14 protein-coding genes are annotated in these 13,917 nt (G+C 71.4%); 7 read left to right on the top strand and 7 right to left on the bottom strand.

Annotated features, from left to right (window positions below):
* The first annotated feature begins 192 nt into the window (after positions 1-192).
* The 5 genes from acs (at position 193) to ACZ79I_RS21970 (ending at position 5,866) form a co-directional block, all read left to right on the top strand.
* Complete coding sequence (gene acs, locus ACZ79I_RS21990; protein WP_471499195.1) at positions 193-2,190, top strand: acetate--CoA ligase; 1,998 nt, start codon at positions 193-195, stop codon at positions 2,188-2,190.
* Positions 2,191-2,384: 194 nt separating this feature from the next.
* Entirely contained in the window at positions 2,385-3,932 is a 1,548-nt protein-coding gene (nhaA, locus tag ACZ79I_RS21985) for a Na+/H+ antiporter NhaA (RefSeq protein ID WP_471505131.1), read from the top strand.
* A 66-nt stretch (positions 3,933-3,998) separates the two neighbouring features.
* Positions 3,999-4,478, top strand: coding sequence for a phage holin family protein (locus tag ACZ79I_RS21980; protein WP_471499194.1), 480 nt, complete (start codon positions 3,999-4,001; stop codon positions 4,476-4,478).
* Positions 4,475-5,425, top strand: coding sequence for an alpha/beta fold hydrolase (locus ACZ79I_RS21975; RefSeq protein ID WP_471499193.1), 951 nt, complete (start codon positions 4,475-4,477; stop codon positions 5,423-5,425). The genes ACZ79I_RS21980 and ACZ79I_RS21975 overlap by 4 nt, the downstream gene beginning before the upstream one ends.
* Before the next feature lie 261 nt (positions 5,426-5,686).
* Complete coding sequence (locus ACZ79I_RS21970; RefSeq protein ID WP_471499192.1) at positions 5,687-5,866, top strand: hypothetical protein; 180 nt, start codon at positions 5,687-5,689, stop codon at positions 5,864-5,866.
* Between the two features lie 36 nt (positions 5,867-5,902).
* On the opposite strand, the gene ACZ79I_RS21965 is transcribed toward ACZ79I_RS21970, so the two are convergent.
* The 3 genes from ACZ79I_RS21965 to nth all read right to left on the bottom strand — a co-directional run bounded on the left by ACZ79I_RS21965 (position 5,903) and on the right by nth (position 9,141).
* On the bottom strand, positions 5,903-7,102 hold the full coding sequence (locus ACZ79I_RS21965) for a MarP family serine protease (RefSeq protein WP_471499191.1): 1,200 nt from the start codon (positions 7,100-7,102) through the stop codon (positions 5,903-5,905).
* A 118-nt stretch (positions 7,103-7,220) separates the two neighbouring features.
* Positions 7,221-7,934, bottom strand: a complete 714-nt coding sequence (locus ACZ79I_RS21960) for an NUDIX hydrolase (RefSeq protein ID WP_471499190.1) — start codon at positions 7,932-7,934, stop codon at positions 7,221-7,223.
* Between the two features lie 136 nt (positions 7,935-8,070).
* Positions 8,071-9,141: an endonuclease III gene (gene nth, locus ACZ79I_RS21955; protein ID WP_471499189.1), complete on the bottom strand. Its 1,071-nt coding sequence runs from the start codon at positions 9,139-9,141 to the stop codon at positions 8,071-8,073.
* Between the two features lie 348 nt (positions 9,142-9,489).
* Here nth and ACZ79I_RS21950 point away from each other — a divergent pair, with 348 nt between their 5' ends.
* The gene (locus tag ACZ79I_RS21950) at positions 9,490-10,164 is read left to right on the top strand and encodes a Crp/Fnr family transcriptional regulator (protein WP_103837943.1); all 675 of its coding nucleotides are present in this window, start codon (positions 9,490-9,492) and stop codon (positions 10,162-10,164) included.
* A gap of 101 nt (positions 10,165-10,265) precedes the next feature.
* Positions 10,266-11,120, top strand: coding sequence for a nucleotidyltransferase (locus tag ACZ79I_RS21945; protein WP_471499188.1), 855 nt, complete (start codon positions 10,266-10,268; stop codon positions 11,118-11,120).
* A gap of 1 nt (position 11,121) precedes the next feature.
* On the opposite strand, the gene ACZ79I_RS21940 is transcribed toward ACZ79I_RS21945, so the two are convergent.
* The 4 genes from ACZ79I_RS21940 to ACZ79I_RS21925 form a co-directional block, all read right to left on the bottom strand.
* On the bottom strand, positions 11,122-11,952 hold the full coding sequence (locus ACZ79I_RS21940; RefSeq protein WP_471499187.1) for an MBL fold metallo-hydrolase: 831 nt from the start codon (positions 11,950-11,952) through the stop codon (positions 11,122-11,124).
* 22 nt (positions 11,953-11,974) lie between these two features.
* Positions 11,975-12,844, bottom strand: a complete 870-nt coding sequence (locus tag ACZ79I_RS21935; RefSeq protein ID WP_471499186.1) for an NUDIX hydrolase — start codon at positions 12,842-12,844, stop codon at positions 11,975-11,977.
* A gap of 391 nt (positions 12,845-13,235) precedes the next feature.
* Positions 13,236-13,703 (bottom strand): RidA family protein, encoded by a 468-nt coding sequence (locus tag ACZ79I_RS21930; RefSeq protein WP_471499185.1) that lies wholly within the window; start codon positions 13,701-13,703, stop codon positions 13,236-13,238.
* Entirely contained in the window at positions 13,700-13,861 is a 162-nt protein-coding gene (locus tag ACZ79I_RS21925; RefSeq protein ID WP_003975360.1) for a DUF4177 domain-containing protein, read from the bottom strand. The genes ACZ79I_RS21930 and ACZ79I_RS21925 overlap by 4 nt, the downstream gene beginning before the upstream one ends.
* Positions 13,862-13,917 lie beyond the last annotated feature (56 nt).

Genomic DNA, 13,917 nt, shown 5'->3' with positions numbered 1-13,917 from the left:
GGCCGGCCGCGCACCACCGCTCCGGCGGGCCGGGTTCATGTGCCGGGTGTGAGATGCGTCGCCATGTCGCCGGGTGAACCATGACGGTGGTGCGTACGTGACCGAAACGAGAGCTGTTCAGGACAGACTCGCAACAGGTCTAAACCAATTTCCGGCCGACCCTTGTCATCGAGCCCCCCGGTCTGGTGAGCTGTGGCCTGGGACACAACGGACACCCTGAGAAAGGGAGATGTCGTGAGCAACGAAAGCCTGGCCAACCTGCTGAAGGAAGAGCGCAGGTTCGCGCCCCCCGCCGAGCTGGCCGCGAACGCCAATGTCACGGCGGAGGCGTACGAACGGGCCAAGGCTGACAGGCTCGGCTTCTGGGCCGAGCAGGCCCGGCGGCTGACCTGGGCCACCGAGCCGACCGAGACGCTGGACTGGTCGAACCCGCCGTTCGCCAAGTGGTTCAAGGACGGCACGCTCAACGTCGCCTACAACTGCGTCGACCGGCACGTCGAGGCCGGCCACGGCGACCGGGTCGCGATCCACTTCGAGGGCGAGCCCGGTGACAGCCGCGCCATCACCTACGCCGAGCTCAAGGACGAGGTCTCCAAGGCCGCGAACGCCCTGCTGGAGCTGGGCGTCCGGAAGGGCGACCGGGTCGCCGTCTACATGCCGATGATCCCCGAGACCGCGGTCGCGATGCTGGCCTGCGCCCGCATCGGCGCCGCGCACTCCGTCGTCTTCGGCGGCTTCTCGGCGGACGCGCTCGCCACCCGCATCCAGGACGCCGACGCCAAGGTCATCATCACCGCCGACGGCGGCTACCGCCGCGGCAAGCCGTCCGCGCTCAAGCCGGCCGTCGACGACGCGATCGAGCGCGTGGACAACGTCGAGCACGTGCTCGTCGTGCGCCGCACCGGCCAGGAGGTCGCCTGGACCGAGGGCCGCGACCTGTGGTGGCACGAGCTCGTCGAGCGGCAGTCCGCCGAACACGCCCCGGAGGCGTTCGAGGCGGAGCAGCCGCTGTTCATCCTGTACACGTCCGGGACGACGGGCAAGCCGAAGGGCATCCTGCACACCTCGGGCGGCTACCTCACCCAGGTGTCGTACACCCACCACGCCGTCTTCGACCTCAAGCCCGAGACCGACGTCTACTGGTGCACCGCCGACGTCGGCTGGGTGACGGGGCACTCGTACATCGTGTACGGGCCGCTGGCCAACGGCGCGACCCAGGTCATGTACGAGGGCACCCCCGACACCCCCCACCAGGGCCGGTTCTGGGAGATCGTGCAGAAGTACGGGGTGAGCATCCTGTACACGGCCCCCACGGCCATCCGCACGTTCATGAAGTGGGGCGACGACATCCCCGCCAAGTTCGACCTGTCCTCCCTCAGGGTGCTCGGCTCCGTCGGCGAGCCCATCAACCCCGAGGCGTGGATCTGGTACCGCAAGCACATCGGCGCGGACCGGACACCCATCGTGGACACGTGGTGGCAGACGGAGACCGGCGCGATGATGATCTCGCCGCTGCCGGGCGTCACCGAGACCAAGCCGGGCTCCGCCCAGCGGCCGCTGCCGGGCATCTCCGCCACCGTCGTCGACGACGAGGCGGGCGAGGTGCCCAACGGAGGCGGCGGCTACCTGGTGCTCACCGAGCCCTGGCCCTCCATGCTGCGCACCATCTGGGGCGACGACCAGCGGTTCATCGACACCTACTGGTCGCGCTTCGAGGGCAAGTACTTCGCCGGCGACGGCGCCAAGAAGGACGATGACGGCGACATCTGGCTCCTGGGACGCGTCGACGACGTGATGCTCGTCTCCGGCCACAACATCTCCACCACGGAGGTCGAGTCGGCCCTGGTGTCGCACCCGTCGGTCGCCGAGGCGGCCGTGGTCGGTGCCGCCGACGAGACCACGGGCCAGGCCATCGTCGCCTTCGTGATCCTGCGCGGCACCGCCTCCGAGGACGACAAACTGGTCGCCGAGCTGCGCGACCACGTCGGAGCCACCCTCGGCCCGATCGCCAAGCCCAAGCGGATCCTGCCCGTCGCCGAACTGCCCAAGACCCGCTCCGGCAAGATCATGCGCCGGCTGCTGCGCGACGTCGCCGAGAACAGGCAGCTCGGAGACGTCACGACGCTGACCGACTCCACGGTGATGGACCTGATCCAGGCGAAGCTCCCGGCGGCGCCGAACGAGGACTGACGGTTCCCGACCCGGACATGGGGCGCCCGACGATACGTCGGGCGCCCTTTTCGCACCTTTTGCCTGATGCGAGCGATTCCGCCGGGTAAGGCTCCGGTAAAGTGGGGACCCAAGGTGTGCCGGGAAGTCTGGTCGGCAGGTCGTCCGAGGCTCGTGACGGCCTTATGACGCCACCCGACCTGGAGGTCCCCACCGTGGCCGCACCCCGCGCCCGCACCTTCCTCGGACGTCTCTCCCTGCCCGAGCGGAACTTCGTCGCGGACGCGCTGCGCACCGAGACCGTCGGCGGTGTGCTGCTCCTCCTCGGTGCGATCGCCGCGCTGGTCTGGGCGAACGTACCCGCGCTGCACGGCAGCTACGAGAGCCTCGGCCACTACCGCCTCGGGCCCGCCGCCCTGGGCCTGGACCTGTCCGTCGAGCACTGGGCGGCCGACGGGCTTCTCGCGGTCTTCTTCTTCGTCGCAGGTATCGAGCTGAAGCGGGAACTGGTCGCCGGAGAACTACGGGACCCTCGGACGGCAGTCCTCCCCGTCGTCGCCGCGCTGTGCGGCATGGCGGCACCCGCGGTCGTCTACACCGTCACCAATGCCGCCGGCGGCGGCTCCCTCGCCGGCTGGGCGGTCCCGACGGCCACCGACATCGCCTTCGCGCTCGCCGTACTGGCAGTCATCGGCACCTCCCTGCCGTCCGCCCTGCGCGCCTTCCTGCTCACCCTCGCCGTCGTCGACGACCTCTTCGCGATCCTGATCATCGCGGTCTTCTTCACGGACCGTGTGAACTTCGTGGCGCTCGGGGGCGCCGTCGCGGGCCTCGCCGTGTTCTGGGTGCTGCTGCGGGCGGGCGTCCGGGGATGGTACGTCTACGTCCCGCTCGCCCTGGTCGTCTGGGGGCTGATGTACACCAGCGGCATCCACGCCACCGTCGCCGGTGTGGCGATGGGCCTGATGCTGCGCTGCCACCGCCACGAAGGTGAGGACCGCTCCCCCGGCGAGCACATCGAGCATCTCGTGCGGCCCCTGTCGGCCGGTCTCGCCGTCCCGTTGTTCGCCCTGCTCAGCGCGGGGGTCACGGTCTCCGGTGGGGCGCTCGGGGACGTGTTCACCAAGCCGGAGACGCTCGGTGTCGTCCTCGGCCTCGTCCTCGGCAAGACCATCGGCATCTTCGGCGGCAGCTGGCTGACGGTCCGCTTCACCCGGGCCTCGCTCAGCGACGGCCTCGCCTGGGCCGACGTGTTCGCCGTCGCCTCCCTGGCCGGCATCGGCTTCACCGTCTCACTGCTCATCGGCGAACTGGCCTTCGACGGCGACGCGGTGCTCATGGACGAGGTCAAGGCCGCGGTCCTCATCGGATCGCTGATCGCGGCGGCGTGCGCGACCACGCTGCTGAAGATACGCAACGCCAAGTACCGCGCCCTGTGCGCCGACGAGGAACGGGACGAGGACCTCGACGGCATACCCGACATCTACGAGCAGGACAACCCCGCATACCACCTGCGCATGGCCGAGATCCACGAGCGCAAGGCCGCCGAGCACCGCAGGATCGCCGCGCTGAAGTCCACCGAGAGCGGGACGCGCACCGACACCGGGGACGGCGCACCCGGGGAGGACGAGAACCGCACGCCCGGCCGGGAAGAAAACGGCACGCCGGGCCGGGAAGAAAACGGCACGCCGGGCCGGGAAGGGAACGGCACGCTTGCCGAAGTGGCGGGCGGGGCAGGCGAGGAGAAGGAGCGTCCGGCATGATCTGACACATCCACAAAACTCCGCAGCAATCCGCGGAGCACGTACGCAGAGAGCAGGGAGACCGCGATGAGCGCACCCGACGGCAGCCCGGTCGGCGCCGAACGCAGCATCGGCCAGCTGTTCGCCTCGGCGACGACCGAGATGTCCGCACTGGTGCACGACGAGATCGCGCTGGCGAAGGCCCAGCTCAAGCAGGACGTCAAGCGCGGTGCGACCAGCGGTGGCGCGTTCTCGGCCGCGGGAGCCATGCTGCTGTTCTCCCTTCCCATGCTGAACTTCGCACTGGCGTATGGAATTCGGACCTGGAGCGGCTGGAACCTGGCCGTCTGTTTCCTCCTCTCCTTCACCGCGAACGTGTTGGTCGCCGGGATTCTCGCCCTCATCGGCGTGGCCTTCGCGAAGAAGGCCAAGAGGAGCAAGGGCCCGCAGAAGGTGGCCGCGTCGATGAAGGAGACCGCGGGGGTCCTGCAGAAGGCCAAGCCGCACCCCCGTCAGCCCAGCCGGGCCGACACGGGGGTCGAGGCTGTGGCACGCTCGTCCTCATGACGGACCCTGCCACTCCTTCGGCGCAACCCACCTCGGTCGTCCGGCTCGACGTGCCCGGCGGAAGAGAGGTGACGCACCGGGATGTCGCGGCCAATGGCGCGCGTTTCCACATCGCGGAACTGGGCGACGGTCCGCTGGTCCTGCTGTTGCACGGCTTCCCGCAGTTCTGGTGGACCTGGCGGCACCAGTTGGTCGCGCTCGCCGACGCCGGGTTCCGGGCCGTGGCGATGGATCTGCGGGGAGTCGGAGGCAGTGACCGCACGCCCCGCGGCTACGACCCGGCGAACCTCGCGCTCGACATCACCGGGGTCGTACGGTCCCTGGGCGAACCCGACGCCGCGCTCGTCGGCCATGACCTGGGCGGCTATCTCGCCTGGACGGCGGCCGCCATGCGCCCCAAGCTCGTACGGCGCCTGGTCGTCGCCTCGATGCCGCATCCGCGGCGCTGGCGCTCGGCGATGCTCGGTGACGTCAAGCAGACGGCCGCGAGTTCCTACATCTGGGGCTTCCAGCGGCCCTGGATCCCCGAACGCCGGCTCACCGCCGATGACGCGGCCCTGGTCGGTCGGCTCATCCGCGACTGGTCCGGGCCCCGGACGCCGGACGACGAGGCCGTGGAGACCTACCGGCGCGCCATGTGCATCCCGTCGACCGCGCACTGCTCGATCGAGCCCTACCGCTGGATGGTGCGCTCCCTGGCCCGCCCCGACGGCATCCAGTTCAACCGCCGGATGAAGCGGCCCGTACGGGTCCCGACGCTGCATCTGCACGGCTCGCTGGACCCCGTGATGCGGACGAGGAGCGCGGCCGGGTCCGGTGAGTACGTCGAGGCGCCGTACCGCTGGCGGCTGTTCGACGGGCTGGGGCACTTTCCGCACGAGGAGGACCCCCTCGCGTTCTCCTCCGAGCTGATCAACTGGCTCAGGGACCCCGAGCCCGACCGCTGAGCGGCCACCGGGACCGACACGGACGGCGGCACGAACCGGCTGGAACGCCATGAAACGGCCGGGACGACACGAAACGCTACGGACCGACATGAACCGGCCGGTCGACCGGAGGACTCCGAGTCCCGTCGGTGACCGCCCGAAAGCGCCCGGTATACGGGGAGGGGAACGCCTGTTCCCCGTGCGGCCACATGCCCGCCGCATAGGCCAATTGAGGGGTCCGGAGGCGGTTATCGACCTTGGGGCAGGGGCAGAGGTCGGGGTATGGGCTGGACGCACGACTACAGTGACGCAGCACGCGACCGCCGCTCGGCCACTGGTCCGGGCTCGCACCAGAGGGGCGCCCCGCGGTCGGCGGGCACGGATCCCCGAGTGGGCATTCCACACATTCTGCGCCGCCGGGCCCGCTGGGTCTCGGTACGTCTGCGTCACTCGCGCGGCTGACCGTTCACCCGGCTGCGGCCGCCCCGCCCTTGGGGTTCACAGCGCGCAGTTGTCGCTGTCCACCTGCTGGTTCGCCGTACGGCCCTGGACGATGTCCTGCTGGATCTCGTCGGCCGTGAGCGCGTACCCCGTGTTGGCGTCGTCGAGGGACTTGGCGAACACCACTCCGTAGACCCTGCCCTGGGTGGTGAGCAGCGGACCGCCGGAGTTGCCCTGGCGGACGGTCGCGTACAACGAGTACACATCGCGGCGGACCGTGCCACGGTGGTAGATGTCCGGGCCGTTGGCCGTGATGCGGCCGCGGACGCGCGCGGGCTGGACGTTGTACGACCCGTTCTCCGGGAAGCCCGCGACGATCGCGCTGCTGCCGCCGGCCGCGTCCGTGGACGTGAAGTGCAGTGCCGGCGCGCGCAGATCCGGCACGTCGAGCACGGCGATGTCGCGCCGCCAGTCGTAGAGAACGACCTTCGCGTCGTACTTCCTGCCCTCACCGCCTATCTGGACGGTGGGTTCGTCGACCCCGCCGACCACGTGCGCGTTGGTCATCACCCGGCGGTCGTCGAAGACGAAGCCCGTGCCTTCGAGGACCTTGCCGCAACTCTGGGCGGTGCCCATGACCTTGACGATGGAGCGTCGCGCGCGGGTGGCGACCGCGCTCCTCGCGAGGGCCGGGTCGGGGGGCCGGACCTCGGTGATGGGCTCGTTCGCGAACGGGCTGAAGACCTGCGGGAAGCCGTTCTGCGCGAGGACCGTGGAGAAGTCGGCGAACCAGGTGTCCGCCTGTGCGGGCAGCGCGCGGGAGACGCCCTGGAGCACCTTGGAGCCGCGGACCTCCTTGCCGAGCGTCGGCAGCGTCGTCCCCGCGAGGGCGGAACCGATCAGCCAGGCGACCAGGAGCATCGCCACCACGTTGACGAGGGCGCCGCCCGTGGCGTCCAGGGCGCGGGCCGGGGACCAGGTGATGTAGCGGCGCAGCTTGTTGCCGAGGTGGGTGGTCAGGGCCTGGCCGACGGAGGCGCAGACGATCACCACGACCACGGCGACGACGGCGACGGTCGTGCTCACCTTGTGGTCGCCCGTCGCCTTGTCCCAGACGAAGGGAAGCAGATAGACCGCGATGAGGCCGCCGCCCAGGAAACCGATCACCGACAGGATGCCGACGACGAAGCCCTGGCGGTAGCCGACGATCGCGAACCACACGGCGGCGACCAGCAACAGGATGTCCAGCACGTTCACTGCTTCAAGCCTCGCCTCGTCACTTTCCGGTCGCCGTCATCCGGCCGGGATCCCGGCCCGCCGGGCAGCGGCAACGGCACGGCGCCCCGGGAGAAAACCCAGCACGGGGGCAACCTTGTCATGCGCGCCAGTCGAGCGGGACCTGCTTGTCGCGGTCCCAGGGGCGCTCCCAGCCCGCGTAGTGGAGAAGGCGGTCGATCACACCGGCGGTGAAGCCCCAGACGAGGGCCGATTCGACCAGGAATGCCGGGCCCCGGTGACCACTGGGGTGGAGGGTGGTGGCCCTGTTGGCCGGATTCGTGAGATCCGCCACGGAAACGGTGAAGACCCGTGCCGTCTCGTTCGGATCGACGACGCCCACCGGGCTGGGCTCGCGCCACCAGCCGAGCACGGGCGTCACCACGAAGCGGCTGACCGGGATGTAGAGCCTGGGGAGCACGCCGAAGAGCTGGACACCGCCGGGGTCGAGCCCGGTCTCCTCCTCGGCCTCGCGGAGAGCGGCCCGCAACGGCCCGTCGGCCGTCGGGTCGCCGTCCTCGGGGTCGAGGGCCCCGCCGGGGAACGAGGGCTGCCCGGCGTGCGAGCGCAGCGTGCCGGACCGCTCCATCAGCAGCAGCTCGGGGCCGCGGTCGCCGTGACCGAAGAGGATCAGTACGGCCGACTGGCGCCCCTCTCCGTTCTCCGGCGGCAGGAAGCGGCTGAGCTGCAGCGGCTCGACGGTCTCCGCCACCTGCGCGACGGGGCCGAGCCACTCGGGCAGGCCCTCCGTGCTCAGCCGCAGCCGACCGCCGTCCGTGCCGCTCATGTGATCCGTATCGCTCGCGTGCGTCATCGCCACCCCCGTTCTGCCGGTCCCAACGCCCATGGGGTCACGGATCGTTCCGTACGTCCCCCGTACGGGTGTGCTGCCACGCGGCCCGACGGGAGGTGCCCCTCCCCCGTGTGAAGCGCACGTGCGCACACGCCCGTCACCCGGCGGCCCCCAGCGGCGGGGCCGGGATCCCGCCCGCGTCCAGGTACGCCTGCGGCGGCTTGAGGCGCTGGCCCGGGAAGCCGCCCTTCTCGTACTTGAGGAGCTTCTTCGCCTTCTCCGGGTCGGTCTCGCCCTCGCCGTACGCCGGGCAGAGCGGGGCGATCGGGCAGGCGCCGCAGGCCGGCTTGCGGGCGTGGCAGATGCGGCGGCCGTGGAAGATCACGTGATGCGAGAGCATCGTCCAGTCGCTCTTCGGGAAGAGCGCGCCGACGGCCGCCTCGATCTTGTCGGGGTCGGTCTCCTCGGTCCACTTCCAGCGGCGGACGAGCCGCTGGAAGTGCGTGTCGACGGTGATCCCGGGACGGCCGAAGGCGTTGCCCAGCACCACGAAGGCGGTCTTGCGCCCGACACCGGGCAGCTTGACGAGGTCGTCCAGGCGGCCGGGGACCTCCCCGCCGAACTGCTCCACCAGGGCCTTGGAGATCCCTATCACCGACCTGGTCTTGGCCCGGAAGAAGCCGGTCGGGCGCAGGATCCCCTCGACCTCCTCCGGGTCGGCCGCGGCGAGGTCCTCGGGAGTCGGGTACCTGGCGAACAGTGCCGGGGTGGTCTGGTTCACCCGCAGGTCGGTGGTCTGCGCGGACAGGACCGTGGCGACGATCAGCTGGAAGGGGTTCTCGAAATCCAGCTCGGGGTGGGCGTACGGATACACCTCGGCGAGCTCGCGGTCGATGCGGCGGGCGCGGCGGACGAGGGCGGTGCGGGACTCGTTCCCGGGCGGCTTCGGGGCGACGGTCTTCGAGGGCACGCTGCCCTGGACGGCGATCGTGGCCTTCGAGGCGATCGCCTTCACGGGAGCGGCCTTCCTGGCGGTGGCTTTCCTGCCGACGGCCTTCTTCGCGGTGGGCTTCTTCGCGGTGGGCTTCTTGACGGCGGTCCCGGTCTTCTCGGCGGCGGACGCGGCCTTCGAGGCGGCCGCCTTCTTCGCGGTGGCCTTTGCAGTGGCCTTCTTCGCGGCGGTCGTGGTCTCCCTGGCGGCGGCGGTCTTCCCGGCAGGCCGCTTCACCGACGTCCCACCGGATGCCGTTTGCGTCGTTTTTGCCGTTTTATTAACCTCATCGCGAGCCTGTTCGCCCACAGCGGAATCACGACGTGCAACCACCCGCTCAGCCCCCTTGGCCTGTGCTGTCACCGGGGATTTGGACACCCGGCCAGCCTAAGGCCCGTCACCCACATCCGCCGCGTACCCAGGGGATCGGCCCCCAATTGGACCCCTGCCGCGTACCCGGGCTCTTCAATGCGGCATCCTTGTGACAGATCACACTGTTTGGACCGTCCGGCAAAACGGGGAACACGGTCCCCTGGTAAACCGGGGAAGCAACATCCCCTGAGCAGGTCGACAAGGAGAGAACTCGTGGACGACGTTCTGCGGCGCGCCCCGCTCTTCGCGGCGCTCGATGACGAGCAGGCCGCGGAGCTGCGCGCCTCCATGAGTGAGGTGACCCTCGCCCGCGGCGACTCGCTGTTCCACGAGGGCGACCCCGGGGACCGCCTGTACGTGGTCATGGAGGGCAAGGTCAAGCTTCACCGCACCTCGCCCGACGGCCGCGAGAACATGCTGGCCGTACTCGGCCCCGGTGAGCTGATAGGCGAACTGTCGCTGTTCGACCCGGGCCCGCGGACGGCCACGGCGACCGCGCTGACCGAGGTCAAGCTGCTGGGGCTGGGCCACGGCGACCTCCAGCCGTGGCTGAACGCCCGGCCCGAGGTGGCGGCGGCGCTGCTGCGCGCCGTGGCGCGGCGGCTGCGCAAGACCAACGACCAGATGTCCGACCTGGTCTTCTCGGACGTGCCCGGCCGGGTGGCCCGCGCGCTGCTGGACCTCTCGCGACGGTTCGGCGTGCAGTCCGAGGAGGGCATCCACGTGGTGCACGACCTCACCCAGGAAGAGCTGGCCCAGCTGGTCGGCGCGTCGCGCGAGACGGTCAACAAGGCGCTGGCGGACTTCGCCCAGCGAGGATGGCTCCGCCTTGAGGCCCGCGCGGTGATCCTGCTGGACGTGGAGCGGCTGGCCAAGCGGTCCCGCTGACGCTCGGCCCCCTACGGCCCCCGGGCCCCGCCTCCCCTGTGGATGCGGGGCCCGTCGTCGCTCTGCGGGGTCCCGAGGTCCCGGCCCGGCACACTTGGCCCATGCCCGACTCGTCCCACCCCTCACCCCACCCCTCAGCACACCACGACGGGCCTGGCAGAGGTCTCGACGCCCAGGGCCACATCCGGCGTGAGGGAGCCCTCGGGCTGGTCACCCCGCCCTTCCGGCCCGTCGTCGCCGCCGCTCGGGAGCGGCTCCCCCGTGTCTTCGGGGCACGGATGACCGGCGCCTACCTCTACGGGTCGATTCCGCGCGGCACCGCGCGCGTGGGGCGCAGCGACCTCGACCTGCTGGTCGCGCTGGCCGCGGAGCCCACCGAGGCGGATCACCGTGCCGCCCGTGCGCTCGGGGACGCACTGGACCGGGAGTGCCCGCAGATCGACGGCGTGGGGACGCTCCTGTTCAGCCGTGCACGGCTGCTGAGCCCTCTGGAGACCTACGACCTGGGGTGGTTCGTCGCCTGCCTGTGCACGCCCCTGCTGGGCGAGGACCTGACCCCCCGCCTGCCCCGCTACCGGCCCGACTCCCGTCTCGCCAGGGAGACGAACGGCGACCTGGCACTGCACCTGCCGCGGTGGCGCACCCGCATGGCCGAGGCCACCACGCAGGACGCCCGCCGCACCCTCGTGCGCGGCATCTCCCGGCACCTCGTCCGCACCGGCTTCACCCTGGTCATGCCCCGCTGGAACGGCTGGACGAGCGACCTGCGGGAGATGGCCGAGGCATTCGCGGCCTTCTACCCGGAGCGGGCCGAGCAGATGCGCGCGGCGGCCGTGCTCGGGTACGAGCCCGACGGCGACCCGGCCGTCCTGCGGTCGTACGTCGACGATCTCGGCCCCTGGCTCGCCGGGGAGTACGCGCGCGTGCACGGGATCAAGGCCCCGCGCCCCCGGTGAGTCAGATCAGCCCGTGTTCGCGCAGATAGTCGAGCTGTGCCCGCACCGACAGCTCCGCCGCCGGCCACAGCGAGCGGTCGACGTCGGCGTACACATGGGCCACGACCTCGCTCGGTGCACGATGGCCGTTCTCGACCGCCGTCTCGACCTGCGCGAGGCGGTGTGCGCGGTGGGCCAGGTAGTACTCCACGGCGCCCTGGGCGTCCTCCAGGACGGGCCCGTGGCCTGGCAGCACGGTGTGGACGCCGTCGTCGACGGTGAGCGATCTGAGGCGGCGCAGGGAGTCCAGGTAGTCCCCCAGGCGTCCGTCCGGGTGCGCCACGACCGTCGTACCGCGGCCCAGGACGGTGTCCCCGGTCAGGACGGCCCCCTCGGCCGGGAGGTGGAAGCACAGGGAGTCCGAGGTGTGGCCAGGCGTCGGCACGACGCGCAGCTCCAGACCGCCGACGCGGACGACGTCCCCGTGGCCCAGGCCCTCGTCGCCGAGCCGGAGCGCCGGGTCCAGGGCGCGCACCTTGGTGCCCGTCAGCTCGGCGAACCGGGCGGCGCCCTCGGCGTGGTCCGGGTGGCCGTGCGTGAGCAGGGTGAGCGCGATCCGTCTGCCGGATCGCTCCGCGGTGTCGATCACGTTGCGCAGGTGCCCCTCGTCGAGCGGGCCGGGATCGACCACCACGGCCAGTTCAGAGCCGGGCTCGGCGAGGATCCACGTATTGGTGCCGTCGAGGGTCATCACCGACGGGTTGGGGGCGAGGACGTTCACGGCGCGCTCGGTGGCGGGACCGGACAGGACCGCGCCGCGGGGCCGGCCGGGAAGGGCTGCGGCGTCCGTCACGACCGGACACCTCCCACGTGGATCATGCCGGTGCTCCCCCCGTCCGGATGTGCTTGGTGAACTCCTCGTGTCCGGGCCAGGCCAGCACGATCTCACCGTCCTCCAGACGGGCCGTGGCCAGGACGGGCGTCAGGTCGCGGCCGGAGGCGGCGGTCAGGGCCTCGTCGGCGGTCGCGTAAGGGATCAGCTGGCGCAGGGTCGCGATCGTGGGCGGCATCATCAGCAGCTCGCCCGCGTCGTACGAGGCGGCCGCCCGGGCCGGGTGGATCCACACCGTGCGGTCGGCCTCCGTGGAGGCGTTGCGGGTGCGCTGCCCCTCGGGGAGCGCGGCCACGAAGAACCAGGTGTCGTAGCGGCGGGACTCGAACTCCGGGGTGATCCAGCGGGTCCAGGCGCCGAGCAGGTCGGAGCGCAGCACCAGCCCGCGGCGGTCGAGGAACTCGGCGAAGGACAGATCACGGGCGACCAGGGACGCGCGGTCGGCCTCCCAGTCCGGGGCCGTGGTGTCGCCGACGACCGACTCCGGGGTGGGGCCGGCGAGCAGGACACCGGCCTCCTCGTACGTCTCCCGCACGGCGGCGCACACGACGGCCTGGGCGGACGTCTCGTCGACGCCGAGGCGATCCGCCCACCACGCGCGCGTGGGGCCCGCCCAGCCGATCCGCAGGTCGTGGTCGCGGGGGTCCACGCCGCCGCCCGGGTAGGCGTACGCGCCTCCGGCGAACGCCATGGAGGCGCGCCTGCGCAGCATGTGGACGGCCGGAGCGCCGTCGCTGTCCTTCAGGAGCATGACGGTGGCCGCGCGTTTCGGCACGACCGGAGTGAGCGTGCCCTCCGCCAGCGCGCGGATCCGTTCCGGCCACTCCGGTGGAAACCACTGTCCATTCGCCATGGGCGGAGGCTATCCCGTAGTGCGCAGATGTTCGAGAGGGAATGATCGCCCGCTCCGGGCGGACGCCCACGTCACCGGCGGGACGCCCGCCGCGCCGGCCGCGGTCGGAGGAGGATCCGCAGCCACCGGTACAGAAGTCGGCAGCCGTCCACGGCGGAGGATCCGCAGCCACCGGTGCAGGAGCCGACAGCCGTCCGCGGCGCAGCAGCGGCAGCCACCCGTACAGAAGCCGGCAGCCGTCCGCGGCGGAGCAACGGCAGCCGTCCACGGGGAACCGGAAACCGCCGGTGAGGGGTCCAGCAGCTGCCCAGGGACGGGAAACCGTCCGCGGAGGGTCCGGAAGCCACCGGCGGAGCGGCCGACCCGAGAGGCCCCGCCCGGGGAGCCGCTCCTACGCCTCCGTGAGCTCCACCTGGACCTCGACCTCGACCGGCGCGTCCAGCGGGAGCACCGCCACGCCCACCGCGCTGCGCGCGTGCACGCCCTTGTCTCCGAGCACCTCGCCCAGCAGCTCGCTGGCGCCGTTGACGACGCCCGGCTGGCCCGTGAAGTCCGAGGCCGAGGCCACGAACCCGACGACCTTCACCACGCGCGCGACGCGGTCCAGGTCGCCCGCCACGGACTTCACCGCGGCGAGCGCGTTCAGGGCGCACGTCCGCGCCAGGTCCTTGGCCTCCTCGGCGGTGACCTCCGCGCCGACCTTGCCGGTGACGGGGAGCTTGCCCTCCACCATCGGCAGCTGGCCGGAGGTGTACACGTACGCCCCGGACCGCACGGCGGGCTGGTACGCGGCGAGCGGTGGCACGACCTCCGGCAGCGTCAGCCCGAGTTCGGCGAGCCGGGACTCGACCGCGCTCATGCCTGCTTCTCCCGCTTCAGGTAGGCCACCAGCTGCTCCGGGTTGTTCGGCCCGGGCACGACCTGGACGAGCTCCCAGCCGTCCTCGCCCCAGGTGTCCAGAATCTGCTTCGTGGCGTGGACGAGCAGCGGCACGGTTGCGTATTCCCACTTGGTCATGGGCCGACTGTAGCCGCTGTGGCCACCGGGTCACGCGGCCGGCCGCGGCGCCGGTG

It is taken from the genome of Streptomyces sp. PSU-S4-23, assembly GCF_055632315.1.
This window is presented reverse-complemented; position numbering and strand designations above follow the sequence as displayed.